The sequence below is a fragment of the Bacillus sp. AY18-3 genome, assembly GCF_008042305.1.
Taxonomy (GTDB): Bacteria; Bacillota; Bacilli; order Bacillales; family Bacillaceae_G; genus Bacillus_A; species Bacillus_A wiedmannii.
In genome coordinates this window covers 109,814-133,495 of the sequence record NZ_QKQR01000024.1, presented here as the reverse complement: position 1 = coordinate 133,495, position 23,682 = coordinate 109,814, and the positions used below count along the sequence as shown (strand labels likewise).

The window sequence follows — 23,682 nt, the reverse complement described above, 5'->3', positions numbered from 1 at the left end:
TGTGAAAAATAAGGAAAAGAAGTGGTCTATTTGAAAAACTTTTTAGAATTAGGAATTAGTGAAACTTTTAATCATACATTACGTGAAAATGGAATTACAGAAGCAACACCAATTCAAGAGCAGGCAATTCCAGTTATTATGTCAGGTAAAGATATTATTGGGCAGGCGAAAACAGGAACGGGTAAAACGTTAGCATTCGTGTTACCGATTTTAGAAAAAATCGATCCAGAGTGTAGTGATGTTCAGGCTTTAATTGTTGCACCAACAAGGGAACTAGCACTGCAAATTACAACTGAAATTAAAAAAATGCTTGTTCAAAGAGAAGATATTAATGTACTAGCGATTTATGGCGGGCAAGATGTAGCACAACAATTGAGAAAATTAAAAGGCAATACACATATTGTTGTTGCGACACCAGGACGATTATTAGATCATATACGTCGTGAAACAATTGATTTAAGTAATCTTTCAACAATTGTACTAGATGAAGCGGATCAAATGCTTTATTTCGGTTTCTTATACGATATTGAAGATATTTTAGATGAGACACCTGATAGTAAACAAACGATGTTATTCTCAGCAACGATGCCAAAAGATATTAAAAAATTGGCGAAACGTTATATGGATGAGCCGCAAATGATTCAAGTACAAAGTGAAGAAGTAACGGTAGATACAATTGAGCAGCGTGTCATTGAGACGACAGATCGTGCAAAGCCAGATGCACTTCGTTTTGTTATGGATCGTGATCAGCCATTTTTAGCTGTTATTTTCTGTCGTACAAAGGTTAGAGCAAGTAAGCTTTATGATAATTTAAAAGGACTAGGTTATAATTGTGCTGAACTTCATGGTGATATACCTCAAGCGAAACGTGAAAGAGTCATGAAGAGTTTCCGCGAAGCTAAAATTCAGTACTTAATTGCGACTGATGTAGCAGCTCGTGGACTTGATGTAGATGGTGTAACGCATGTATTTAACTTTGATATTCCTGAGGATGTAGAAAGTTATATTCACCGCATTGGCCGAACAGGACGTGCAGGTGGATCAGGTCTTGCAATTACGTTCGTTGCAGCGAAAGATGAAAAACATTTAGAAGAAATTGAAAAAACGCTTGGTGCACCATTGCAAAGAGAAATAATCGAACAACCGAAGATAAAACGTGTAGATGAAAATGGAAAACCGGTACCAAAGCCGGCTCCAAAGAAATCAGATCAATATCGCCAAAGAGATAGCCGTGAAGGTTCAAGAAGTGGTTCAAAAGGTGGCCCAAGAAATAGTTCGAGAAATGATAACAATCGATCATTTAATAAGCCAAGTAATAAGAAAAGTAGTACAAAACAAGGTCAGCAAAGACGTGGCCGTTAAATAGTTATTATTCAAAAAGAGTCGCAAAGTGTTGCGGCTCTTTTTTTGCTTGTATACAACAAGGGTGATGCCGAGAAAAAACGAAAATTTCATTCACCGTATTTAAAATAAATTTTAAAACTTATAAAGGAAATTTTATAGTCCAAAACCAGTAGAGCAAGGGTATTACTACCATGTCGCAATTCAAAAACAAGTGTAACTTACGTATGAACAATATTTAATCGAAAAAAATCGAGAGAAAGCAATTTGTACTAGCGCCCCTGCTGATGATACGGATTATGAAAAAATCAAATGGTATAACGATACGAAAACATCTTTTGCTAACAAAGAATTGGACGATTTGGTGAAAGAAATTCGTAACACATTCAAACGGTACGGGAATGTTATGCAGCAGCAAAAAGAGAACGGAACTTATTATGTCTACTATTTCGGCAGAATACTTTAGTTGAAAGAAAAGGTAATGAGGCGAGTGAGTATTTTCATTACACATTCTACAATTATCGAAATGGAACAAGAGAAGTTTATAAATGATTTAACTCATATTGGTAGATGAAAAAAATAAGGGCGTGTGAAGATTGAGATTTCTTATTTACAAATTTAAATTAACAATCATTTTCGAACATTGGCCGAACGAGAAAATTATTGTTGCTGAAACGGAAAGTAAAGCAAGTTTTCTGTATTGGCAGCAGTTCAGAACAAAATTTATAACAATGTCGATGGCGGAATTTATGAAGTTTGTAAAGTGCGAGAATGAAGGTGTTTTTGACATCAAGCGCATGTACAGTGCAGAGCAGGCTTTCAAGAAAATGCAAAATTATCGCAACCTCCATTTCGCTTACATGGGTATGCGAGTAATACGATCGCTGGGAACTGGAAAACTCATTTGTTCGTTTTGTTCGAGGGAGAAATTGAAAAGCACAACTGTCACATTTTTGGGGAATTGCTTATTACAATGATGAGGACAATGTGGTTCGAAGCTACCAGAAGGGGGAATATGCGGTATAAGAAAAAAGGACTAGCAGTCGTATCTGCTGTCCTTTAATAGGAGAAAAATTATTCTGGATTAGAACTACGAATAACCAGAAAACGCGCTTTAAATCAGTGTTGTCAAAGATGTAATAATCTATGCAACAAAAAGCTTAGTCGGAATTCAAAACACCAAAATGGCTTGCATTGGTAACAGGCTCAAAACTAGTATATGTAAAATGAAAAATCTCATACATAAAGCAGACAACAATTTTGGTTGTCTGCCAGCGAGTAGAATGAGTTAGCAAATTGTGATAAATTACATTCCCATTACGAGAAGAGTGAAGATGCTAATTCAAAAAGCTTATTATTATTTTCAATATTTAAAAAACGTACAGGAAAAGCAAATAAGTTAAGAACCTACCTGCTTCTACTGTAACAAAAGAAAGAAGTATTAGCCGTGGACACGGCGGCTTGAAAATAGTATGTATTTTTATTTGAAAAATATTCAAGGGATGAAGAAACATGGGATGTTTAATAAAAGGTGTTTGTGAAATTAATCAGCTAATTTGTAAAACAAAAGAGAAAAACAATGAGCAAATATAACAATAAAAAGGTAAATGTTCAAAAGAGCGATGAGTATAAAGTAAAACAAAATAGTTATATTAAAGCCTGATTTTCATAAAAAATAAAGCACACATATAAGTGTGCTCTTATGAACGCTTTAGATTTGTATGACTAGATAGTCACCATACAATAAAATATGCTTGTTTGATATAAATGTGTGTTAAATCTATAACATATATTTTGGGGTGTATAAGGAATATTAAATGTTAATTAGCCAAGCATATTGTTTTTATTAACGAATTTGTGCAACTGTTAAAGCGGCAGAACGAATATCTACTGTACCAATTACTTCAACCGGTACAATTTGAATTAAATCACCAGGGTTTAAGTTTATTAGAATGACACCGCTGGATACATCTACTTCACCAGTGCCAATGATATTAGAACGGACTGCGGTTCCAGATCCTGCAATAATATTAGTTGATGAGTTTAGTGTCAAGAAAAAGCGCGCTGCTTCCGGGGCTACTGGAACATTATCGAGGCTGATTGTTAATGTATAACTGATTTGATAAATACCAGCTACTTGAATTCTAATACCAGTTCCTGTACTAATTGTATCATTGATTACAGGGACAGTAATGTTTGGATTTGGGCCCGTACTAGGTAGTAGTAGTGGCGTGAATAGTGTTGCAAATTGAGGTGAAGTAGCATTAAAAGCAAAACCGAGAGCTGGTAGAGTACTGGGGGCTTGTGCTCCACAATTAAAGTTTGTGAGCTTACAACTAGATGAGCGCATATTTTCACTCCTTTCTTTCATTTAGATTGCGTGAGTAATAACCTCACGTTTTGGACAAGCACAATACAATATATGAAAATTTATAATGAATAGTGCAGAGGTGGTCCTGTTATGGTTAAAACTATAAATAATCTTAAATATTATATAAAACAGGCAGTTAGTCGATAAAACTAACTGCCTGTTGTACAAAGGAAACACTGCGCTTACAGAAATAGTTTGTAACCTAAAGTTGAAAAAATAGTATGAAGAGGGTTAAAAATGTTAATCAGAAATGAAAGAAAACATAATAAAAAAGAGCACGCATATAGGCATGCTCTTTAACAAGAAAGGTAGATTTCTATAAGTGGATTTCCTTCATACAATAACATATGCTTGTCCAGTTGAAAGGTGAAAAGTTTTAACAAAATAGTTAATTAAATAAAAAAGTAGTAGATAATATGGAGAAGGGATTAAATAAATAGTAATTATCGTAGGCGCTGCCATGAACTTGGTTAGCGTTTTTTGTTATTAAGGAAAGATAGCGAGAAAATAAAAAAGAGAGCTAATGCCCTCTTTTTTATTGGTACGGTAATTAATCGCAGATTGGTATTCCAAGCACTCTTAAAGCTAATGCTACTTGAAGAGAAATCTCTAATCTAGCAATTTCGATACCAGCTACTGAAAGAACTAAAAAAGGTTGTCCGTTTACAAACACAACGCAACTATCCATGGTTACGCCTCCTTTCTAACAATCTACTATAGTATATGAAGGAAACGTTAATATGTAATAGTTGAACTGATGGATTTAATAGAATTAATAGATTAACCTATTTAAATAAAACAAACGAACACAATGAAAGAAAAAACAGCGATGTATGAGATTTGTATTTTATTGCATTTAATTTTAAATAAAATGTGAAACTTTTCAAAAATAGATATTTTTATTTTGTATAATAAATCTAAGTTGATGTGAGAAAAATAGATGAGTCAAAAAGACCTTTTTTTGAAACGCAAGGAGAAAAGGGAATGACTTACTTTGTACATGGTTATGGGAAAGGGATAGAACAAAAGATATACTTTGGAGAATTTAACTCATTAAAAGAAGCAAGACAGTTTATTTACCGTTACGTTCATAGGAATCCTGAATGGTTCAATGGAAATGGTAATGTGAATGAATACAATAACAAGCAGTCAAGGCCAGACGCAGATGATGCATGGCATGAAAATGTGTTTGAAAACGAATATACAAGGCAATATAAAGATCTTGAAGATTGGAGAAAATAAAAAAGCATTTTAAACATTTCTTATAGCATCGAATACTTATGTAAATATGGGAAACAGATTTGATTTTGGGAATGAGGGTATCGATGTAGATATAACACATATTATGGCGAGAATAGTGGTTAATGGGAAAAATCTTCCGTTTACTTCAGTTAGAATCTCTGCGTGGATTAATGGACCTGCGAATGATTTAATTGTTACGACTAAGCAAAGAGTTAATGAGCTTTATCGGTTTATGTGGTCACGGGTTCCAGTTATGCTAACGATGTATTTCCTTCAGGGTGCTGACGTGATGAGATTTGCTAGGGTTGCTGGAGTTGATGAAAGTGTGACGGGAGAATATATATATCATTTTATTTGGTGATAAGACAAACTTTAAGTAGCCTAACAGCTGCTTTTTTATTTTGAACAGAAAAAAGCAGCTGTATTGGCTCCTTTTCACAATACTACCTTATACTTATTGGTTTTCCGCTTAACATCTATAAAAACTAATAGTGCTGCAATAGCGCAAAGACCTTTAAACCAAAGAAATTCAGAAGAAAATAGTCCGCCAAAGAAAGCGACCGAGAGTACAAAACAAGTACTACCAAATAATCAAAGCATGAACTTTAATTCTTTTGATGAATATTTATAGTTTTTAAATCTTTCCCACATATGTATCAACTCCTATTCTTATGATGTTCAATAGTTTTACTTGATGATATCTCGCATGTTTCAGACAAAGAAAAGTAGGAGCTTTTTCTTTGTCTGAAAGTTCTAGAAGATATATAATAATTTTCTGACTATTAAAATTTGGAGGAGTACAAATGAAAAATGAAACGTTGCACAAGCAAGAAGATATTATTAAAATGCTTGATTCATTATTAAGACCGGCAGAACCATTTTGGAATGAATTTTATGCGAATAGAGAAAAAGATGTTCCATTTTTTGCAAATGTTCCAGATGAAAATCTAGTTTCATATATAGAAACAGGATGGGTCTCCAAAGGGAAAGTGTTGGAACTTGGATGCGGTCCAGGAAGAAATGCTATTTATTTAGCGATTGAAGGGTTTGATGTAATAGCAGTGGATTTATCTATAGAAGGCATTAATTGGGCAAAAGATAGAGCAAATGAAAAAGGAATTGGAATTCAATTTATTTGTGATTCGATTTTTAATTTAGAGTGTCAAAATGATTTTGATTTTGTATACGATTCGGGCTGTTTACATCATATTCCACCACATAGAAGGATACATTATGTGGATTTAATTAAAAATTCCTTGAAAAAGGGTGGTTATTTCGGATTAACATGTTTTGCAGCAGGCGATTTAGATGAACGAAATGGATCAGAATTAACAGATTGGGACGTATATAGAGGATGGAGTCTACAAGGTGGTCTTGCATACTCTGAAGAAAAATTAAAAGAGATATTTAAAGAATTTGAAGTGATTGAAATTAGAAAGATGAAGCAAATTGAACAACCAAATACTATGTTTGGAGAATCATTTCTTTGGACAGCATTATTTAAGAAGAAATAAGAAAGTAGATAATTGACAAACTTATCGTTTTTATAGACAATAAACTTATGGGAATATACGTTCGTTTTTTTGTTGGCCGATGTATGTTTTGCATAAATACATAACAAGGGATGGTCTCTATATGAGTAACACAAATCAAAAAATTACTACGTTTTTAATGTTTGAAGGAAAAGCTGAAGAAGCCATGAATTTTTACACATCGCTATTTGATCAATCAGAAATTGTAAGTATCTCTCGTTACGATGAAAATGGACCTGGTAGAGAGGGGGCAGTAATTCATGCAACTTTTACGCTAAATGGCCAAGAGTTCATGTGTATCGATAGTTATGTAAATCATAATTTTACATTTACGCCAGCTATGTCTCTTTATGTAACTTGTGATACGGAAGAAGAAATTGAAACGGCTTTTAATAAACTAGCCCAAGATGGAGCAGTACTTATGCCTTTAGGTACTTATCCGTTTAGTAAAAAATTTGGTTGGTTAAATGATAAGTATGGTGTGTCTTGGCAGTTAACTCTTGCTGAATAAAAATTAAAAAAGAAAAGCGTAACCTATTTATAGTTACGCTTTTCTTTTTAAGCATTTTGCTGGCCGAATCTTTACCCAAGTTTAGCTAACAATTCAGGCTGATCCCCTTGGCTCATTACAACTTCAACAAAGGTAAGTTGATTCTTATTAAAACTCATTTTTGTTAAGACCGCTGTTAACTCTATTTCATTGTCTGCTTTAAATGCTTGCTTTTTTTCTGATCCGAATAGGCTTACTAGTTTTGTGTAATCAAGAGAGACTTTCCCTATGTGAGAAAGAAACTTTGGAAAGAAATGTTTTGGTCAAGAAGGTTTTGCTTGATTACTACGGGTGGTTCGCCGATAGGTGTAGTAAGAAATATATTGAAAATCAAGGGAAAGATGAGGTGTAGAAAATGTTAAAATCATACAAATATCGTATCTATCCAAATAAAGAACAACAAATATTTTTATTAAAAACATTTGGATGTGTTCGGTTTGTATACAACAAGATGCTTGCAGATAGAATCAAATCTTATCAAGAATCACAGGATAAACTTGATAAATCTGTTAAATATCCTACGCCTGCACAATATAAGGCTGAATTTCCATTCCTAAAGGAAGTGGATAGTCTTGCGTTGGCGAATGCTCAAATGAATTTGAATAAAGCATACGCTAACTTTTTCCGGGATAAATCTGCTGGATTCCCGAAGTTCAAAAGTAAGAAAGATAACCATCGTAGTTATACAACAAATAACCAAAAAGGCACGGTTTACATCGAGGGTGGTTATATCAAGCTGCCAAAAATAAAGACCTTGGTAAAGATTAAACAGCACAGACAATTCTTTGGATCAATTAAGTCTACTACAGTGTCTCAAACACCTACTGGCAAATACTTTGTATCGGTTTTAGTAGAAGAAAATGAGCAATTGTTTTCTAAAGTTGATACAAAAGTTGGTATTGATGTTGGACTAAAAGACTTTGCAATATTGTCTAATGGCAAGAAATATGAGAACCCTAAATGGTTGAGAAAAGCCGAAAGAAGATTAGCTTTTCTGCAGCGCTCTTTGTCGCGTAAAAAGAAAGGTTCAAACAATAGAAACAAGGCCAGATTACAAGTTGCAAGACTTCATGAGAAGATTGCGAATCAACGCAATGATTTTCTTCACAAGATAAGCAATGAAATCACAAACGAAAACCAAGTAATTGTGATTGAGGACTTGAAAGTGAAGAAAATGCAAAAGAATCACAAATTAACAAAAGCAATCAGTGAAGTATCTTGGGCTAAATTCAGAGAGTACCTTGACTATAAAGCAATATGGAAAGGTCGTGATTTGATAATCGCACCTAAGAATTATGCGAGTAGCCAATTATGTTCTTGTTGTGGTTTTAAAAATAAGGAAGTCAAGAATCTAAACCTTAGAGAGTGGACTTGCCCTGAATGCAATAGCCACCATGACAGAGATGTAAACGCAAGTATAAACTTACTAAAATTAGCCATGTAATTGGTATTTTCTTTAGGGGTAGGTACTACCCTTATAGCTTGGTAAATATAGGTAGCTAATAAAAGTATCTACTTCCCAAGAAGCTCCCACTTCAAACAGTCTGTAAGGACGTTAAGAGGTGAGTAGTTCACTTCATTACAATTGCCAATCCATTCAAATTTTTCATGTGCTATCACATCATCTAAAAAAGCCAAATTATAATCACCAGGAACACCAAATATATGCTCAATTCCTAATTCGCTTAGTCGATCTAATAAATATGTACTTACAGTATATTGCGATTTTAAATGAATCCTCTCCTAATTTTGCAATGTATATTTCAATAAACTAAAGAAGTTCTAATGTGTTCGTTAAAATATTCAATACTAGATTGTGGTATAATTTACATACAGGGGGAAAGTAGATGACACAACATAAAGAAGAACAGATGAATGAAGCATTAGCATTATTTTATTTTGCATATAAAACATTTACTGAAAAGCCAGATGAAATTATAAAAGAGTATGGCATACAACGAGTACATCACCGAATTTTATTTTTTATCGCACGATTTCCAGGGATAAGTGTAAATGAGTTATTATCACTGCTAGAAATAAGTAAACAAGCTCTTCACGGACCACTACGACAACTTGTGGAAAAGGGCTTAATTGAGAGTAATGAAGCTACACATGATCGCCGTGTGAAACAGTTATCTTTAACAGAAATAGGTGTAGATTTAGAGAAAAAATTGAGCGATGTTCAAAGACAACAGATGAGTGCTATTTTTTCAAAATTTGGTGAATCGTGTGAAGAAAATTGGCATCAAGTTATGAATGAAATGGCAAATAGTCGATCAGGTTTTGATGCTTGGATATCAAAACGAGAAGTTGTAATCGATCAAAAATAATAAGAAATATATCTGTTTATATAGTTTGAAAAAGAACAAATTTTATCCATACATTTGGCAACTATGGATTGCTCATAAAGTGAATGGATAAAAAGATACATTACTAGATACTTTATACGTGTACGCAATGGAACAATAAAATTCACATTTCCGAGAGGGGAATTATTATGATAAAACTTGTACTTATTCGTCACGGACAAAGTTTATGGAATCTTGAAAATCGTTTTACTGGTTGGACTGATGTAGATTTATCAGAGAATGGATTAGGTGAAGCGAGAGAAGCAGGAGCGATATTAAAGAAAAATGGATATACTTTTGATGTCGCGTATACATCTGTATTAAAACGAGCAATTCGGACGTTATGGATTGTACTTCATGAGATGGATCTTGCTTGGGTCCCAGAACATAAATCTTGGAAGCTAAATGAAAGACATTACGGTGCATTGCAAGGGTTGAATAAAGATGAAACTGCGAAAAAATATGGTGAGGAGCAAGTTCATATTTGGAGAAGAAGTATTGATGTAAGACCACCTGCTCTTACTGGGGATGATCCTAGATATGAAATGAATGATCCAAAATATAAAGCACTTAAAAAAGGTGAATTTCCATTGACAGAATGTTTAGTGGATACAGAGAAAAGAGTACTTGATTATTGGCATTCAGAAATTGCGCCAGCATTAAAAAGTGGTGAAAAGGTAATTATTTCATCGCACGGTAATACGATTCGTTCGCTAGTGAAATACTTAGATAACCTTTCAAGTGATGGTGTTGTTTCATTAAATATTCCAACGAGCATTCCGCTCGTTTATGAATTAGACAATGATTTACGTCCAATTCGTCATTATTACTTAAGTATGGACGGAGAAGTACCAGAAGGGGAAATTCCGAGACATATTTCTTTTTAACATGAAAATTTGAAACGTATGCTTGTCTACATATACAATGTAGATTCAAGATAATAGACGTGGTACCTTCTAATGTATATGCGATATTGCTAAATTTAGAAGCTTGTCCACGTCTTTTGTCATAAAGAGAGCTGCTTGTGCATGTAATGATATCGTGAGTAGTTTTTGAAAGGAGGGTGATGTCATTGGTGATCTCTAACATTCGAATCGGCTTATTTATTTTAGCAATCGTTTTTCTCGTTCTTGTGTTCTTTTACTGGAGAAACGAAGAGTTGTACGAGGAGAAAAAGCAACGTATTAGAAAGACTTGGTATGGGTTGTTTATAATATCAGTCACCGTGTATTTCATGATAAAAGGAATTGATTTAACCCTCTGGAAAAACCTTTTAATGTTCACTGCAATGGTTATTTTCGTTGATATCGCATTTATTTTAACACCTAATATTTCCGAAATATGGGGAGCAAAATTTAGCGATATTGGCAAGACTGTTCAATCGATAAAACGGTCTTTAATTGCTTCTAAAGCAAGAGGAGAAATATACACAACAATTATTCAAAATGTCAATCCAGCAGTATTCGGGACAATGGAATGGGATACGGAAGAAGAATATAAAAAAAGCTTAAACGCATTTTTAGATTCATATGGTGAAAAGATTGGAGCGAAAATTGTTGTATTTGAAGCGGCAAAGGAATTAAATACAAACTTTCGCGGTATCCGTTCTCAATTTAGTATTATCGTTCCGTTAGACCACATTGAGCAATTGAATGAGCAGAAAGCGATGCAAGTAGATAACGTCGGAATTATACCAGCAAAAATAGTGAGTGATGTTTTCATTGTTATTGATGGGAAGAAAAATAATCTTCAAGATCGGGATTTTGAAAATGTATATAATTTAACAATACATCATAGTTATTTTAGTAAATAAGGACAGGGTTTTTTTCTGTCCTTTTCACTTATACATAAAGGTAAAGTAAATTTAGACGAACTTGTATAAAATCGGACAATCATTCCTACACTAGCACGTAGAGGTGATTGTAGTGAAAAAAGATTATGACAATGATTTTTTTAAAGAAGATAATGAAGATACGACAGATTTCTCGTTAATAAAAGGAGATACATTACAGCAAGTAGAAGAATTAGAAGAAGAATTAAAAAGAAAATGATACGTGTACACCCTATCTGCATTTGCTATATAATATAAATAAAAGGTTGTATCTTTTTGAAAAGGGGGAGAAGAGATGGCTGAAGTAAATGTACAAAAGTCTTCGTTTTTTAAAGAAAAAAAAGAAGAACCAAATACAGATTTCTCTCTTGTGAAAGGTGCATTGACTCAAAATGTGGATCGATTAGAAAAATTTGTAGAGGCAATTCCATATAAGTATATAAAAAAGGGTAATTTAAAAGAGAATGCGTAAAAACATTCTCTTTTAAATTACCTCTTTATGATTTGTTTATGCGTTATTTCTTTTTTTGTTTAAAAATGATTTTATACATAAAATACCCAAGGGCTGCAAAAATGAATCCAATAGCAGCACCAACTATTTGTTTCATAAACAATAAGTATAACGAAGCAATAATTAGGGTAAATAAGATTAAAATTAATACATACTTTGAAATAAATTCTAACCCTTTGTACACTAGTAGAATGACACCTGAAAGAACAGTGATGATAGGTAATATCCTATTTTCGAAAAAGCCTTCCTTTTTTTTGCTAGAATGCTGTTGTTTATTCAATATAAATATACTCCCGTCTTAAAGGATTAATCTTTTATTAGTTTTGCTAGTTCATTTTCGAAAAGTTTTTTGGTTAAATAGGTTATATCAAAGGAATCATTTATTATATTTCGAGTTAATAGCCATTGGGTGTTTGGTGATTCAATAACAAAGAATCCATTGTCAGAAATAACCTCATTCTTTTCGGTTGTATCTAGACGCATAATAGTGTAAATAGACTGTGTTGTTTTTAAATCTATTATAAAATTTTCAGCATATAAGGAATTAAATCCATTCTCTATTAACATTGTTTTCCCTTCTTGAATAGACAAAGGGAAAAACTTTTCAATATTTTGTACGATATGGTTTGGAAGAGTTCCTACAATGTTACTTCCTTTTTCCTCTTGCTGAAATACTAGCTGTAATAAATTTTTAGATTCTAAAAATAATCTATCGTCTGAAATTTCTTCGATTTTATGTGTAATACCATCTAAACTCTGATATGTAACGTTTGAAGTGTTATCTATATAAATGTTAGCAGTAATCGTTGTTTCGTTTATAAAATCGACTTTTTAAAGTAATATAATAATGGAAGGTGCGGATTACATAAAGTGCTGAATAATTTCTCTATACTAGGTTGTAACTGTATTTTTTTATTAATCTCTTTGTATGAAAAATTATTTTAACCAAGAGTATATTAGATGAAAATCCCATTAAAATTTACTTTTATATAATATCAAATATTATTATTAAATAGTAGATTAATATTGGTAATTTTATGATAATTAACAAAAATAAAAAAGAGAGAATGCCAGGTAGGAGTTAAAGGTACATCAGATTTCTCGTTAATAAAAGGAGATACATTACAGCAAGTAGAAGAATTAGAAGAAGAATTAAAAAGAAAATGATACGTGTACACGCTGTCTACATTTGCGATATAATATAAATAGAAGATTGTATCTTTATGAATAGGGGGAGAAGAGATGGCTGAAATAAATGTACAAAAGTCTTCATTTTTTAAAGAAAAAAATGAAGAACCAAATACAGATTTCTCTCTTGTGAAAGGTGCATTAACGGAAAATATAAATCGATTAGAGAAATTGATGAATAATAGTACTTCAAAATATATGAAAGCAAAAAAAGAAAAAGAAAATGCATAGTAGTGCATTTTCTTTTTCTTTTTTTAAGCAATTAAATGTTTAATGAGCAGATATTAAAGTATGAAATAGAAAGTGAAAATAATGAATCATGGTGTAACATTTTCTTTTTCTTTTTTTAAGCAATTAAATGTTTAATGAGCAGATATTAAAGTATGAAATAGAAAGTGAAAATAATGAATCATGGTATAATGATAAAAGACTTACATATTATTTTGTCATTTTGAGAGGAGCTTAAAAATGTATTCTACTTTAGAACAATTAACAAAGCATCCTGTATTTTATCATTTTGCAGAAATTTCAAAGATTCCTAGAGGATCGGGTAATGAAAAGGAAATTAGTGATTATTTAGTGGGCTTTGCAAAAGAGCGTAATTTAGAAGTGATTCAAGATGAAGCAATGAATGTCATTATTAAAAAAGAAGCAACTGCTGGCTATGAAAATGTACCAGCTATTATCATTCAAGGTCATATGGATATGGTGTGTGAAAAAAATCAAGCAACCGTACATGATTTTGAAAAAGATCCAATTGAATTACGAATCATTGGGGACATGTTATATGCAAATCAAACGACTTTAGGTGCTGATAATGGTATTGCAGTTGCGTATGCAATGGCTTTATTAGATTCAAAAGATATTCCGCATCCAGCACTTGAAGTAGTTATTACTACTGAAGAAGAAACAACAATGGGTGGAGCTTTCGCTGTTGATGCAAATCACTTTGATGGTAAGATTTTTATAAATATTGATTCTGAAGAAGATCATAAATTACTTGTAAGTAGCGCAGGTGGTGCGAAAGCTGTTGAAACAATTCCAGTAATATGGGATGAAGCGCCAGCTAATACGGATGCATACCGTCTATATGTTGGTGGTCTAAAAGGCGGACATTCTGGTATGGAAATTGATAAACAGCGTGGTAATGCAAACAAAGTATTAGGACGAGTATTACGTGATTTATCAGCAAATATTCAATTTGGTATAAGTGAAGTTCACGGCGGATTAAAAACAAATGCAATTCCGCGTGAAAGTGTAGCTACAATTGTATTACGTACAGAAGATGTAGAGAAAGTAGAAGAAAAACTAGAACCTTGGACTACAGTATTACAAGAAGAAATGCGTGCTGTTGATCCAGATGTTCATGTTACAATTACAAAATTGGATGAAAAAGTAGAAAAAGTATTTGCTAAAGAGACACAAAAGCAACTTATTTCATCATTATTCTTAATTCCAAACGGCATTCAAAGTATGAGCATGGATATTAAAGGTCTTGTAGAAAGTTCAACAAATTTAGGCGTTATTGAAACGTTGCAAAATGAAATTAAATTACGTAACGAAGTGAGAAGTTCTGTAAGTAGTTTAAAACAACATGTTGCAGATGAGATTAAATGTATTGCCGAATTAGTTGGTGCAACATTTGAAATAGAGTCAGAGTATCCAGAATGGCCATACAATCCGAATTCACAAATTCGTAATTTGTTTGAAAAAGTGCATCAAGAAAAATACAACAAGGATGCTGAAATCTTCGCTGTACATGCAGGTATTGAATGTAGTGCATTCGTTCAAAAGATGCCTGACTTAGATGCGATTTCATTTGGTCCAGACATTTTTAACGTTCATACACCAGATGAACATATTAGTATTTCTTCTGTTGTGAATAACTGGGGATTCTTCGTTGATGTAATGAAGGGTACGAAAGAATTAGCTAAATAATATGGATGAAATGAAAAGTAGCCAATAAAACTTTATAGGCTACTTTTTTGTATAGAATTTTATTAGAAATTCTTTTTTATGTTAGTATTTAATTTTTACTTTTATTTCTAGAGGATATTGTACCAAAGATTGCTCCGGATACTGCTCCGATTAAAGTCATAAAAATTGCACTCCATGCTGCAAATGACATTATTACACCTCCAAATAATAAATTATTGTTTCTTAGCCTTTTGAATAGAAATGATAATTGCGACAACTATTAAGAAAATAAGAGGAGACCAAGAAAAGAAAGACATGTAATATTCTCCTTCCAATATTAATTTTAGACCTTTATATAAATAAATTATCGCATGTTTAAAGAATGAACATATAGAATGTGCAATATTGCATATCGAATTGTAGGGCATAAAGAAGTGAAAACGGTTCGTGAATAAAAATGCTAATTTATAAAGAAAGTAAGGATTTTTTCTAACCTTAAAAAGGGCAGACAATCAAAAAGCTCTCTACCTTATATAAGGCAGAGAAGCTTTTAAAATAGTTTTTGTCTAATAACAATGGTATCCAATATTTATTGGTGAGATAAACGTAAATTATTTTGAGATTTTAAAGCTGCCCCCATAATAATAATTTTCTCCAAGTTTCATAACGGCTACATATGTTCCTGGATTATAAACCTTAGTAATAGGTGTTACAAATCTACCATAATTATGTTTCAAACCCGAGTCATAAATGGTTTTATATCTATGCAAGTTTATTTCATCATTTTCATTTCCACTCAATTGATATATTTTTACAATACCAGTATCCTTACCACCAGTATATATAGTAACATCGAATGTATCTCCATGCTTTAAGTCATCAACTGCTAACTCTTCTATAAAATCTGCATTATGATGTAATAAAAAATAGCTTTGCCACTGCCAATTATCTAAAAATCGTGATTCTTTTTGTGTAAGTTGCGATTCAGCAGACACAGGTGTGATTGTACTAATTGTATTCGAAAATAAAAATCCTCCGACAGTCAATGCACCAATAATTGTTGATTGCCTTAAAAGTTTCATGTTCTAAACCTCCTATTTACTTAAGGATTCAGAAATCGTTTTTGTGAAAAACTAGCTGTGAAATCTAATGGGTGATAATATCTTCTATAATCATATTAACATTTGTTGATTTATCAGACAAATTAAAATGTAATAGGACTATATCGAGGAAGTTACGGCTAATACAGGAAAGAAGTTAGATGTATAGTTAAGAAATCTTTATCATATGTAATTGGGATTTGTTATTTGAAAACTCGATTGTTTTAATGTTAAATTTCAATGCACACTCTAAGTTTCGGTACATAATTTTACAATTTGACTTATGTAATTTATCACGTTATGATTTTTTTATTATAAAAGAAAGGCTTGAATATAATGATTCGTCGTTTGAGAAAGCTAAAAAATGTAGCAGTCGTATTAAGCTTCTAAGTGAATTACAAAGATCTACAATACTTAGAAGCGAGGAATAAAGTTATGAAGCATCCATTATATAATCATTGGTCAGAAACGAAGTATTTAAAAGATATAGTAACAAATCCACTCATTGAGGTAGGAGAGTACTCCTATTATTCAGGTTATTATGGTCATCAAAATTTTGAAGATGGCTGTGTAAGGTATTTGTGGGGAGATGCTAAGTCCCGAACACTTTTCAATCCAATTGAACAGATGGGATGGCATCTTGATAAACTCATTATTGGGAATTATGTTTGTATTGCTAGTGGAGTAGTCATTTTAATGGGCGGTAATCATAATCATCACGCAGAATGGATTACAGTATATCCATTCGCTGAGCAAATTGAACATTCATATGAACCGAAGGGTGATACAGTCATTAAAAGTGATGCTTGGATTGGAATGAATGCAATAATAATGCCTGGCGTTACTATTGGTGAAGGAGCAATTGTTGCTGCAGGATCTGTCGTAAGTAAAGATGTTCCGCCGTATACAATAGTTGGTGGAAATCCTGCTAAGGAAATAAAGAAACGATTCACTGATATAGAGATAAATATATTAATGGAAATGCGTTGGTTTGATTGGGATAGGAAATTGATTGAGCAGGCAATCCCGCTGTTATCTAGTCCATCCATCGAACCATTATTTGCTTTTTATAAAAATCAAGTGAAAAATAAATAAATCAGTTAGAAAAACTACATCCAGTATAGGATGTAGTTTTTTATTTTTTGTAAATGTGGAACAAATGTATTACTTATATTGTCTATTAAGTGTAATCCTAAAAAATATGAAAGTACGAATCATTTTGAAAAATACAAAGGTATTAAAAAGAGGGATATGTGTGGGAATACTAAGTGTCAGTGTGTCTAAAAGGGTGGGATGAGATGTTCTATATGAAAGTGGTCCTAATGTCTTATATGTATATAGAATTTGATAACGCTGTCTATTTTTTGAAGGGTTATGTTAGAACAACGTTTTTTGAGTACAAAAATATTGGAGGTAACAGAAGTGAAAGATATGTTTTGCAAGGGATTTATTGCAATAGTAACAGTGCTTACACTATTTTGTAGCATGGTCGTTACATTTGGAAGAACATCAGCGGAAACAATTCCTGCTATAGACGTTGAAGCAGGATCAGCAATTTTAATAGAAGCAAATTCCGGAAAAATTTTATATGAAAAAAATGCAGATGAATCATTGGCAATTGCTAGTATGACAAAAATGATGAGCGAATACTTAGTTCATGAAGCGGTGGATAAAGGAAAACTTAAATGGGATCAAAAAGTTAAAATCTCTGAATATGCACATAAGATTTCGCAAGATCGTTCATTATCAAATGTTCCATTAGAAAATGGTGGCTCTTATACGGTAAAAGAGTTATATGAGGCAATGGCAATTTACTCTGCAAATGGTGCAACAATTGCTTTAGTTGAACAGATTGCTGGTAAAGAGATCAATTTTGTAAAAATGATGAACGATAAGTCGAAAGAGTTTGGAATGAAAGATTATAAGTTTGTAAACTCTACAGGCTTAACAAATCAAGATTTAAAAGGATATCACCTAGAAGGGACGACTCTAGACGAGAAAAATAAAATGTCTGCAAGGGATTGTGCAATTTTAGCACAACGTCTTATTCAAGATTTTCCCCAAATATTAAATACAGCAAAAATTCCTAAAAAAACATTCCAAGAGGGTGGTAAATATCCAATTGATATGGCGAACTTTAACTGGATGTTAAAAGGTTTAATTAAGCAATATGAAGGTGTAGATGGTTTGAAAACAGGAACGACTCCAGAAGCGGGAGATTGTTTCACTGGTACAGTAGAAAGAAACGGTATGCGCCTAATTTCTGTAGTGATAAAAGCAAAATCTCATACGGCACGTTTTGATGAAACAAAGAAATTATACGATTATGGATTTGCGAATTTTGAAGTGAAGAATGTCTACGGAAAAGATTCAGTAGTAAAAGGACATGAAACAGTTCGAGTGGCAAATGCAAAAGACAAAGATGTAGTGGTTCAAACGAAGCAAGCTGTTTCACTTCCAATGCCGAAGGGCAACAAAGACATTTATAAAAAAGAATTTAAAGTATTGAATACGGAACAAGAAGCGCCTATTAAAGAAGGTGTAACTATTAGTAAAATGATTATCTCTCCTAAAGATAATACAGATTCTGGGTTCTTATCAGGTAAATCATTACAAATAGACCTTGTAACAAAATCTGATGTGGAACAAGCAAATTGGTTTACACGTTTTATACGTAAAACAGGATCTTTTTTTAGCGGTATGTGGGATAGTACGGTTGATATAGTAAAAAGCTAATTTTATAGGATACAACTAAATATTAGTCTGAAACAAAACGTTTCAAAGTATTATAGATTCTTATGTGGATAGTTTGGAATGAAAGATTGTATTACTTTTCAAATTTGGTCCTTCGGAACTTTTTGTATTTCTATCAAGCTAAAATAAATTTGTATCCATATACCCCAAAAACGCTATTCTTTTTGTAGAAATATACAGAAAGGATGGCGTTTATTATGAATCTTTCGATTTAAAGGATTTTGGTGCAAGGTTAGTTTAATAAAGTTACATGATGAAAAACCACCCATTATTCCATCAAATGACAATAAAAAAATAATATCCGGTAAGTATTTCTGTAATTAGATTTTATCCCGCATTAACGGGCAGTAAGACCCCACTGATTAAAGTTTCACTTTATAAAAATTTAATAAAATCTTTTCTTTGTATTAAATATTTTGTTTTAAATTATGTATATAAAGAAATGGAGGTCAAATTAACTTTGTACTGCTTATATTAGGAATTTAAAGAAACAATATGTACAATTCTCCCACTACATTTGCATAGTGGCCTTTATGAAAAGAAAAATCTACAATTTACAAGGAGAACATTTTATGAGTAAGAGAATAAAAGAATTAGATTCCATACGAGGGTTAGCGGCACTTACTGTGGTATTTGGACATTTTTGTTTAATGCTACCATCCTTGCCTAATTCTATTAAATTTTCCCCGCTTAGGTTTTTATGGGCGGGTGGGGAAGCTGTTATCGTTTTTTATGTACTAAGTGGTTTTGTGTTATCTATGGCACTTTATCATTCAAAAACAAATTATTGGGGATATTTAATTAAGAGATTTGTAAGAATCTATATTCCTTATTATTTTTGGATAATCGTTACCTTTGTTTTATTTATTTTATTTTCGCCATATGAAGTGGTAGGACTACGGGATTGGTTCTATGATAGGTGGCAAGGGTCTATAACAAAATTAGATATTATAAACCACTTTGTGCTTCTTAATAACTTTTTTACGGAAAATTATAATCCAGTTATTTGGTCATTGGCTCAAGAAATGCGTATATCTATTGTGTTTCCTTTGTTATTCCTTCTTTTTTATAAACTGAATTGGAAGAAAACGATACTATTTGCTTTGAGCTTTTCTTTAATTAGTGTTTTTCTTAATATGTTGCATATTGGGAAAGCTGAAGGATTTTATAATGGTTATGCCGATACACTGCATTTTACATCTATGTTTATGGTTGGAATGTTACTTTTTAAGCATCAGGAAAAACTTATCTACTCATATAGGAATATGAAAAAATTTAAAAAAGGATTTCTTATTGCCTTAGGAATTATTCTATATTTATATTCCATTTTAATTTATGGTTTTTCCCGTAATGATACTACTTTCTTATTAAAAGATTGGGGTGTCGTAATGGGGGTTAGTATATTTATTATAATGGTTATGAGTAACCTAAAAGTAAAAATACTTTTAAATAAGAGTGTGTTTGTATACTTAGGAGAAATTTCATACAGTATCTATTTGTGTCATTTTCCAATCATGATGGTACTATTTAAACTTTTGTATACAAAGATACCTATCTTTTTCCTTCTTACTTTGTGCATTACAATGACACTACTTTTTTCTATAGTTTCGTATCATTTAATCGAAAAGAAATGTATCAACTGGGCAAAACAAAGAACAACAAATTTTTTGAAAAAAGTATAATACCTAGAGGGATTATATCCCGCTATTTGCCGGACAGTAAGATCCCTCACTTCAAAATTCAGCGAGAGCAAAGAAGTTAGGTGGGAAATTAACTGTCCGTAAAAGCCCAATTGGTTCAACTAATAATCAGTGAGGGATGAAGAAAACCTCTACTGATTAAAATTTAACTTCATTTCTTTAGTAAATATATGAATATGACCGATTCCTAAGTATACTTAGGAATCGGTCAATTTTGGATTCTAAATGTAAATATAATAAAGTGGAATATAATTGAAATCAAAAACATTTAGAAAGAACAATTACATTGTGAGCTAATGTATAGTATAGATATGAATAATAAAAAGGGGGAATAGATATGTGGAAGCGATTTGTCTCGATTGGTGATAGTTTTACAGAGGGGATAGGGGATGAAGTTGAGGGAATTGCATTAAAAAGCTGGGTAGATCATTTGGTTCAACTGTGTGAAAAAGATATAGAATATGCCAATTTTGCAAAGCGTGGGTTAGTAACTAAAGAAATTCGCTCGCAGCAATTGGAAAAGGCATTAACTTTTAATCCAGATTTGGTTAGTCTCATTGCAGGGGCAAACGATGTTTTAAAAGGAAGTTGGAATCATGATGCATATAAGAACGATATGGAATTTATGATAGATACATTAAGTAAAGCAGGGGCGGATATTATTATAGCAAACCTTCCCGATTTTACAGTTAGGCTTCCTTTTGCTTCTGAAAAAAAACAAGTAATAAAAGAACAATTATTAGAGGCAAATGAAGTTATACATTCACTGAGCAGAGAGTATAAGCTTCATCATGTTGATTTTTGGAATCATCATTTAGTTAATGACAATACGCTTTGGTCTAAGGATTTAATTCATCCAAACTCAAAAGGATATGTAAAAGTTGCTGAATTGATTTTTAGTAGTTTGCCTGTACAGAAGACAAAATAATTGTTTGCAATTTAACAAATATGATATTAATTGTATTAAGCTATGTTTTTTAATAAATGGAAAGAACTAAAAATTTAGCAAATAAAGTGTATCTACGATATATTTCTACAGTAGTGAACAAATGCAGTATCACAAGAAAAGATCACCTACGGAAATAGGTGATCTTTAAACATTCTTATACCTAAATTAATATATTATATTACTAAATAAATTCGTACTACATAAAAATTAAGTTCTTTTATAGAAAAACTGATGTTACATTACCTTAAAATATATTATATTTTATAAGAGATTCATAACGATATTATATAATAACATAGTCAAATCATATTTTGGGGATTTATCCCGATTGCGTATAATGTGTAATTTTTTTGAAGCAGTAATGTCCAATAAGTTAAATAGGTAGTAAATGTAAAAAAATCAATACTATATATTATTCAATCTTTGTTATGAGTGCATTAGTAATTGTTAGTATTATATTTTTAATATCTATTTTAGTTATTGAGATTAATTTGAATAGAAAATATGTAGGATAGGGAAAGGTACATATACTTTATTGTATATGTACCTTTTTATTTAGTAGGATTTATAGTCTCTATAAACTATTATGTTAATAAAATTAAAAAACTTAATTCTTAATATTCTTATGGTTAAAGCTATCTATAAAATGAAAATATAACTAAATAATAGTTTGTTATAATTTGTGGATTTGGTTTTTTATCCGAATTTTCTGATTCAAATATTTCAACTTTATGAATATAGTAGGTGAAATATTTGTGTGATAGTATTTGAGATAGAAAAAAGCCAACTTTAAAAAGGATGTGAATTGAATGTGCAACAACTGTAAATGGTTATATTAAGTTAATGTTTAACTGTTTTTAGTGTAAGGTAAAGGGCTATTTTGTAAAAGTTGATATAAAGACGAAGAAATAGGTGCACTTAAATTTATCTGACTATTTGAAATACGCTAAACCTTGAGATTAGTCTAGGTTTTGACGAAGTTAAATTCTAGGTGAAATCTTTATAATGATTAATTAGGTTTAATAAAGGGGTACCTTATACACAAAGGTGTTTATATTAGTAACCTAAGGAGCTTGCTTTTATGAAAACTATTGATTCAAAAGGCCTATTAGGAAATAGGGTTTATTTACAAGTTTTCTCTGCCTATTCATTGCTTATGCTTGGTGTTTTTATTGATATGTTAGCGATTATGACTATAGTTGGGTTTGAATGGGAAGTAGATCCTACTATGATTGGATTGATTCCTGTTGCATATGCACTTCCAGGAATTATTTTTGGCTCATGGGCGGGTGTTATTGCAGATCGTTTTAGAAAAATTCCAATTATGATGTTCTGTAATCTAATGGTTGGTCTAATAACGATTGCTCTTTTATTTGTACAAGATATCCACTGGCTCTTAGTGGCATTAATGATTCGTTCCATTTTTATTGTTTTCTATTATCCTGCACAGCAAACACTAACAAGACAGATTGTCTCTCCGGATTTGCTTACTAAAGCAGTAAGTATCAACGGAATAGTAGAGCAGGGTACCAAAATAGTAGGCCCACTTATAGGGGGCATGTTGCTGAGCTGGTTTCAACCAGAGTTCTGCCTCATTATAAGAGCTATAAGTTGTTTATTAGCTACCTTAGTTCTGATACCCACAATAAAATTTAAAGAAACTATATCGAAAGAATTTGTTGAAAAGCAAAAACAAAGTACTTGGACCGCTTGGGTACAAGGGTGGGGTTATGTGTTATCTAATCGGATAATATTATCAACTATGATTTTCGTTACAATAGCCATGGCAGTATTACAATTAGTAGACTCACAATTCCCAACTTTATTTAAGAGCTTATTCCCACATGATAAAAGTAAAATGGGATATATCATTTCTATTATTGGTCTTGGCGGAATACTTGGTGCATTACTAACTCAGAAGTTAAAACAATTTCAATATGGCTGGGTAGTATGTGGAGGTATGGTTTTAATGGGAATTGGTTTTGGGGGGATTGGTTTGATAACGCCCGGTACGGTCTTCGTTTTGGCCTATTTAATTAGTTTTATCGCTGGTATTGGAAGTGGGCTGATGCTTGTATCTAATCAAGTCATTTTACAAATAGAATCCGATCAAGATCAAGTAGGAAGAGTATTTGGTATTCAAAGCAGTTTAACAAACGCAGTTTTAATTATTTCTCCTGCTATGAGTGGCCCATTAGTGCATTTGTTCGGAGTAACTCAACTCTATGTTTATGGAGGGATTGGGCTTGTTATCATTGGAGTAATTGGAGTTTCACTGCAGAAATATTTATGGGCTAAACATAAACACGAACCTATAAGAGCAAATAATTTTTGAAGGGAAGATTTTT

General features: G+C 32.1%; 24 protein-coding genes and 4 pseudogenes. 20 read left to right on the top strand and 8 right to left on the bottom strand.

Going from position 1 to position 23,682, the window contains the following annotated elements:
• The first annotated feature begins 21 nt into the window (after nucleotides 1-21).
• Together DM800_RS20270 and DM800_RS29325 are read left to right on the top strand one after the other, a co-directional pair.
• Nucleotides 22-1,362, top strand: a complete 1,341-nt coding sequence (locus DM800_RS20270) for a DEAD/DEAH box helicase (protein WP_147787472.1) — start codon at nucleotides 22-24, stop codon at nucleotides 1,360-1,362.
• Between the two features lie 575 nt (nucleotides 1,363-1,937).
• Nucleotides 1,938-2,318: a hypothetical protein gene (locus DM800_RS29325; protein WP_179955693.1), complete on the top strand. Its 381-nt coding sequence runs from the start codon at nucleotides 1,938-1,940 to the stop codon at nucleotides 2,316-2,318.
• Nucleotides 2,319-3,187: 869 nt separating this feature from the next.
• On the opposite strand, the gene exsF is transcribed toward DM800_RS29325, so the two are convergent.
• On the bottom strand, nucleotides 3,188-3,691 hold the full coding sequence (gene exsF, locus DM800_RS20255; protein WP_147787471.1) for an exosporium protein ExsF: 504 nt from the start codon (nucleotides 3,689-3,691) through the stop codon (nucleotides 3,188-3,190).
• Nucleotides 3,692-4,262: 571 nt separating this feature from the next.
• The gene (locus DM800_RS20250) at nucleotides 4,263-4,400 is read right to left on the bottom strand and encodes a DUF3956 domain-containing protein (protein ID WP_000376554.1); all 138 of its coding nucleotides are present in this window, start codon (nucleotides 4,398-4,400) and stop codon (nucleotides 4,263-4,265) included.
• Nucleotides 4,401-4,639: 239 nt separating this feature from the next.
• Between DM800_RS20250 and DM800_RS20245 the strand changes: the two genes are divergently transcribed.
• Nucleotides 4,640-4,954, top strand: a complete 315-nt coding sequence (locus DM800_RS20245; RefSeq protein WP_147787470.1) for a hypothetical protein — start codon at nucleotides 4,640-4,642, stop codon at nucleotides 4,952-4,954.
• 46 nt (nucleotides 4,955-5,000) lie between these two features.
• A complete protein-coding gene (locus tag DM800_RS20240; protein WP_147787469.1) occupies nucleotides 5,001-5,315 on the top strand; it encodes a hypothetical protein in 315 nt (104 codons plus the stop codon).
• 74 nt (nucleotides 5,316-5,389) lie between these two features.
• On the opposite strand, the pseudogene DM800_RS29980 reads toward DM800_RS20240, so the two are convergent.
• Nucleotides 5,390-5,605, bottom strand: a pseudogene (locus tag DM800_RS29980) (hypothetical protein).
• A gap of 152 nt (nucleotides 5,606-5,757) precedes the next feature.
• On the opposite strand from DM800_RS29980, the gene DM800_RS20230 reads away from it, so the two are divergent.
• Nucleotides 5,758-6,468 carry a class I SAM-dependent methyltransferase gene (locus tag DM800_RS20230; protein WP_147787468.1) on the top strand — a complete coding sequence of 237 codons (711 nt, stop codon included), beginning with the start codon at nucleotides 5,758-5,760 and terminating at the stop codon, nucleotides 6,466-6,468.
• Between the two features lie 121 nt (nucleotides 6,469-6,589).
• On the top strand, nucleotides 6,590-6,997 hold the full coding sequence (locus tag DM800_RS20225) for a VOC family protein (protein ID WP_147787467.1): 408 nt from the start codon (nucleotides 6,590-6,592) through the stop codon (nucleotides 6,995-6,997).
• 71 nt (nucleotides 6,998-7,068) lie between these two features.
• Here the strand turns inward: DM800_RS20225 and DM800_RS29705 are convergent.
• Nucleotides 7,069-7,248: pseudogene (locus DM800_RS29705) on the bottom strand (indolepyruvate decarboxylase); the annotation flags it as partial.
• Here DM800_RS29705 and DM800_RS20215 point away from each other — a divergent pair.
• A pseudogene (locus tag DM800_RS20215) lies at nucleotides 7,243-7,388 on the top strand (transposase); the annotation flags it as partial. The pseudogenes DM800_RS29705 and DM800_RS20215 sit on opposite strands and share 6 nt — an antisense overlap.
• A 3-nt stretch (nucleotides 7,389-7,391) precedes the next feature.
• A complete protein-coding gene (gene tnpB / locus DM800_RS20210) occupies nucleotides 7,392-8,480 on the top strand; it encodes an IS200/IS605 family element RNA-guided endonuclease TnpB (RefSeq protein WP_147787466.1) in 1,089 nt (362 codons plus the stop codon).
• Nucleotides 8,481-8,605: 125 nt separating this feature from the next.
• Here tnpB and DM800_RS20205 read toward each other — a convergent pair.
• A pseudogene (locus DM800_RS20205) lies at nucleotides 8,606-8,773 on the bottom strand (thiamine pyrophosphate-binding protein); the annotation flags it as partial.
• A 110-nt stretch (nucleotides 8,774-8,883) separates the two neighbouring features.
• On the opposite strand from DM800_RS20205, the gene DM800_RS20200 reads away from it, so the two are divergent.
• The 5 genes from DM800_RS20200 (at nucleotide 8,884) to spoIISB (DM800_RS29320) (ending at nucleotide 11,687) form a co-directional block, all read left to right on the top strand.
• Nucleotides 8,884-9,366, top strand: coding sequence for a MarR family winged helix-turn-helix transcriptional regulator (locus DM800_RS20200; RefSeq protein ID WP_088080043.1), 483 nt, complete (start codon nucleotides 8,884-8,886; stop codon nucleotides 9,364-9,366).
• Nucleotides 9,367-9,533: 167 nt separating this feature from the next.
• Nucleotides 9,534-10,271, top strand: coding sequence for a 2,3-diphosphoglycerate-dependent phosphoglycerate mutase (gpmA, locus tag DM800_RS20195; protein WP_147787465.1), 738 nt, complete (start codon nucleotides 9,534-9,536; stop codon nucleotides 10,269-10,271).
• Between the two features lie 188 nt (nucleotides 10,272-10,459).
• Nucleotides 10,460-11,197: a type II toxin-antitoxin system SpoIISA family toxin gene (locus tag DM800_RS20190; protein ID WP_147787490.1), complete on the top strand. Its 738-nt coding sequence runs from the start codon at nucleotides 10,460-10,462 to the stop codon at nucleotides 11,195-11,197.
• A 112-nt stretch (nucleotides 11,198-11,309) separates the two neighbouring features.
• Nucleotides 11,310-11,435: a D-alanyl-D-alanine carboxypeptidase gene (locus DM800_RS20185; RefSeq protein WP_116867802.1), complete on the top strand. Its 126-nt coding sequence runs from the start codon at nucleotides 11,310-11,312 to the stop codon at nucleotides 11,433-11,435.
• Nucleotides 11,436-11,510: 75 nt separating this feature from the next.
• Nucleotides 11,511-11,687 (top strand): stage II sporulation protein SB, encoded by a 177-nt coding sequence (spoIISB, locus tag DM800_RS29320; RefSeq protein WP_179955700.1) that lies wholly within the window; start codon nucleotides 11,511-11,513, stop codon nucleotides 11,685-11,687.
• 43 nt (nucleotides 11,688-11,730) lie between these two features.
• On the opposite strand, the gene DM800_RS20180 is transcribed toward spoIISB (DM800_RS29320), so the two are convergent.
• Complete coding sequence (locus DM800_RS20180) at nucleotides 11,731-12,006, bottom strand: hypothetical protein (RefSeq protein ID WP_064475199.1); 276 nt, start codon at nucleotides 12,004-12,006, stop codon at nucleotides 11,731-11,733.
• 26 nt (nucleotides 12,007-12,032) lie between these two features.
• Entirely contained in the window at nucleotides 12,033-12,293 is a 261-nt protein-coding gene (locus DM800_RS29315; protein WP_179955692.1) for a hypothetical protein, read from the bottom strand.
• A 675-nt stretch (nucleotides 12,294-12,968) separates the two neighbouring features.
• Between DM800_RS29315 and spoIISB (DM800_RS29310) the strand changes: the two genes are divergently transcribed.
• Nucleotides 12,969-13,145: a stage II sporulation protein SB gene (spoIISB, locus tag DM800_RS29310; protein WP_179955699.1), complete on the top strand. Its 177-nt coding sequence runs from the start codon at nucleotides 12,969-12,971 to the stop codon at nucleotides 13,143-13,145.
• 237 nt (nucleotides 13,146-13,382) lie between these two features.
• Nucleotides 13,383-14,852, top strand: coding sequence for a beta-Ala-His dipeptidase (gene pepD / locus DM800_RS20170; RefSeq protein ID WP_147787463.1), 1,470 nt, complete (start codon nucleotides 13,383-13,385; stop codon nucleotides 14,850-14,852).
• A 590-nt stretch (nucleotides 14,853-15,442) separates the two neighbouring features.
• Here pepD and DM800_RS20165 read toward each other — a convergent pair.
• Nucleotides 15,443-15,913 carry a DUF5065 family protein gene (locus tag DM800_RS20165; protein ID WP_098858283.1) on the bottom strand — a complete coding sequence of 157 codons (471 nt, stop codon included), beginning with the start codon at nucleotides 15,911-15,913 and terminating at the stop codon, nucleotides 15,443-15,445.
• A gap of 453 nt (nucleotides 15,914-16,366) precedes the next feature.
• Between DM800_RS20165 and DM800_RS20160 the strand changes: the two genes are divergently transcribed.
• The 5 genes from DM800_RS20160 to DM800_RS20140 all read left to right on the top strand — a co-directional run bounded on the left by DM800_RS20160 (nucleotide 16,367) and on the right by DM800_RS20140 (nucleotide 23,669).
• Nucleotides 16,367-17,026: a CatB-related O-acetyltransferase gene (locus tag DM800_RS20160; RefSeq protein ID WP_147787462.1), complete on the top strand. Its 660-nt coding sequence runs from the start codon at nucleotides 16,367-16,369 to the stop codon at nucleotides 17,024-17,026.
• A 327-nt stretch (nucleotides 17,027-17,353) separates the two neighbouring features.
• On the top strand, nucleotides 17,354-18,667 hold the full coding sequence (locus DM800_RS20155) for a D-alanyl-D-alanine carboxypeptidase family protein (RefSeq protein WP_098134232.1): 1,314 nt from the start codon (nucleotides 17,354-17,356) through the stop codon (nucleotides 18,665-18,667).
• 551 nt (nucleotides 18,668-19,218) lie between these two features.
• On the top strand, nucleotides 19,219-20,367 hold the full coding sequence (locus DM800_RS20150; RefSeq protein ID WP_147787461.1) for an acyltransferase family protein: 1,149 nt from the start codon (nucleotides 19,219-19,221) through the stop codon (nucleotides 20,365-20,367).
• A gap of 355 nt (nucleotides 20,368-20,722) precedes the next feature.
• The gene (locus DM800_RS20145; RefSeq protein ID WP_147787460.1) at nucleotides 20,723-21,313 is read left to right on the top strand and encodes an SGNH/GDSL hydrolase family protein; all 591 of its coding nucleotides are present in this window, start codon (nucleotides 20,723-20,725) and stop codon (nucleotides 21,311-21,313) included.
• Nucleotides 21,314-22,415: 1,102 nt separating this feature from the next.
• On the top strand, nucleotides 22,416-23,669 hold the full coding sequence (locus tag DM800_RS20140) for an MFS transporter (RefSeq protein ID WP_000848289.1): 1,254 nt from the start codon (nucleotides 22,416-22,418) through the stop codon (nucleotides 23,667-23,669).
• Nucleotides 23,670-23,682 lie beyond the last annotated feature (13 nt).

Excerpts from the sequence above, each read along its gene's own strand:
- DM800_RS29315 (WP_179955692.1), bottom strand. The coding sequence starts at position 12,293 with ATGTTAATAGAGAATGGATTTAATTCCTTATATGCTGAAAATTTTATA.
- DM800_RS20145 (WP_147787460.1), top strand. The coding sequence starts at position 20,723 with ATGTGGAAGCGATTTGTCTCGATTGGTGATAGTTTTACAGAGGGGATA.
- tnpB (WP_147787466.1), top strand. The coding sequence starts at position 7,392 with ATGTTAAAATCATACAAATATCGTATCTATCCAAATAAAGAACAACAA.
- exsF (WP_147787471.1), bottom strand. The coding sequence starts at position 3,691 with ATGCGCTCATCTAGTTGTAAGCTCACAAACTTTAATTGTGGAGCACAA.
- DM800_RS20225 (WP_147787467.1), top strand. The coding sequence starts at position 6,590 with ATGAGTAACACAAATCAAAAAATTACTACGTTTTTAATGTTTGAAGGA.
- pepD (WP_147787463.1), top strand. The coding sequence starts at position 13,383 with ATGTATTCTACTTTAGAACAATTAACAAAGCATCCTGTATTTTATCAT.
- DM800_RS20160 (WP_147787462.1), top strand. The coding sequence starts at position 16,367 with ATGAAGCATCCATTATATAATCATTGGTCAGAAACGAAGTATTTAAAA.
- gpmA (WP_147787465.1), top strand. The coding sequence starts at position 9,534 with ATGATAAAACTTGTACTTATTCGTCACGGACAAAGTTTATGGAATCTT.
- DM800_RS20250 (WP_000376554.1), bottom strand. The coding sequence starts at position 4,400 with ATGGATAGTTGCGTTGTGTTTGTAAACGGACAACCTTTTTTAGTTCTT.
- DM800_RS20165 (WP_098858283.1), bottom strand. The coding sequence starts at position 15,913 with ATGAAACTTTTAAGGCAATCAACAATTATTGGTGCATTGACTGTCGGA.
- DM800_RS20150 (WP_147787461.1), top strand. The coding sequence starts at position 19,219 with ATGAAAAGAAAAATCTACAATTTACAAGGAGAACATTTTATGAGTAAG.
- spoIISB (WP_179955700.1), top strand. The coding sequence starts at position 11,511 with ATGGCTGAAGTAAATGTACAAAAGTCTTCGTTTTTTAAAGAAAAAAAA.
- DM800_RS20200 (WP_088080043.1), top strand. The coding sequence starts at position 8,884 with ATGACACAACATAAAGAAGAACAGATGAATGAAGCATTAGCATTATTT.
- DM800_RS20140 (WP_000848289.1), top strand. The coding sequence starts at position 22,416 with ATGAAAACTATTGATTCAAAAGGCCTATTAGGAAATAGGGTTTATTTA.
- DM800_RS20240 (WP_147787469.1), top strand. The coding sequence starts at position 5,001 with ATGGGAAACAGATTTGATTTTGGGAATGAGGGTATCGATGTAGATATA.
- spoIISB (WP_179955699.1), top strand. The coding sequence starts at position 12,969 with ATGGCTGAAATAAATGTACAAAAGTCTTCATTTTTTAAAGAAAAAAAT.
- DM800_RS20230 (WP_147787468.1), top strand. The coding sequence starts at position 5,758 with ATGAAAAATGAAACGTTGCACAAGCAAGAAGATATTATTAAAATGCTT.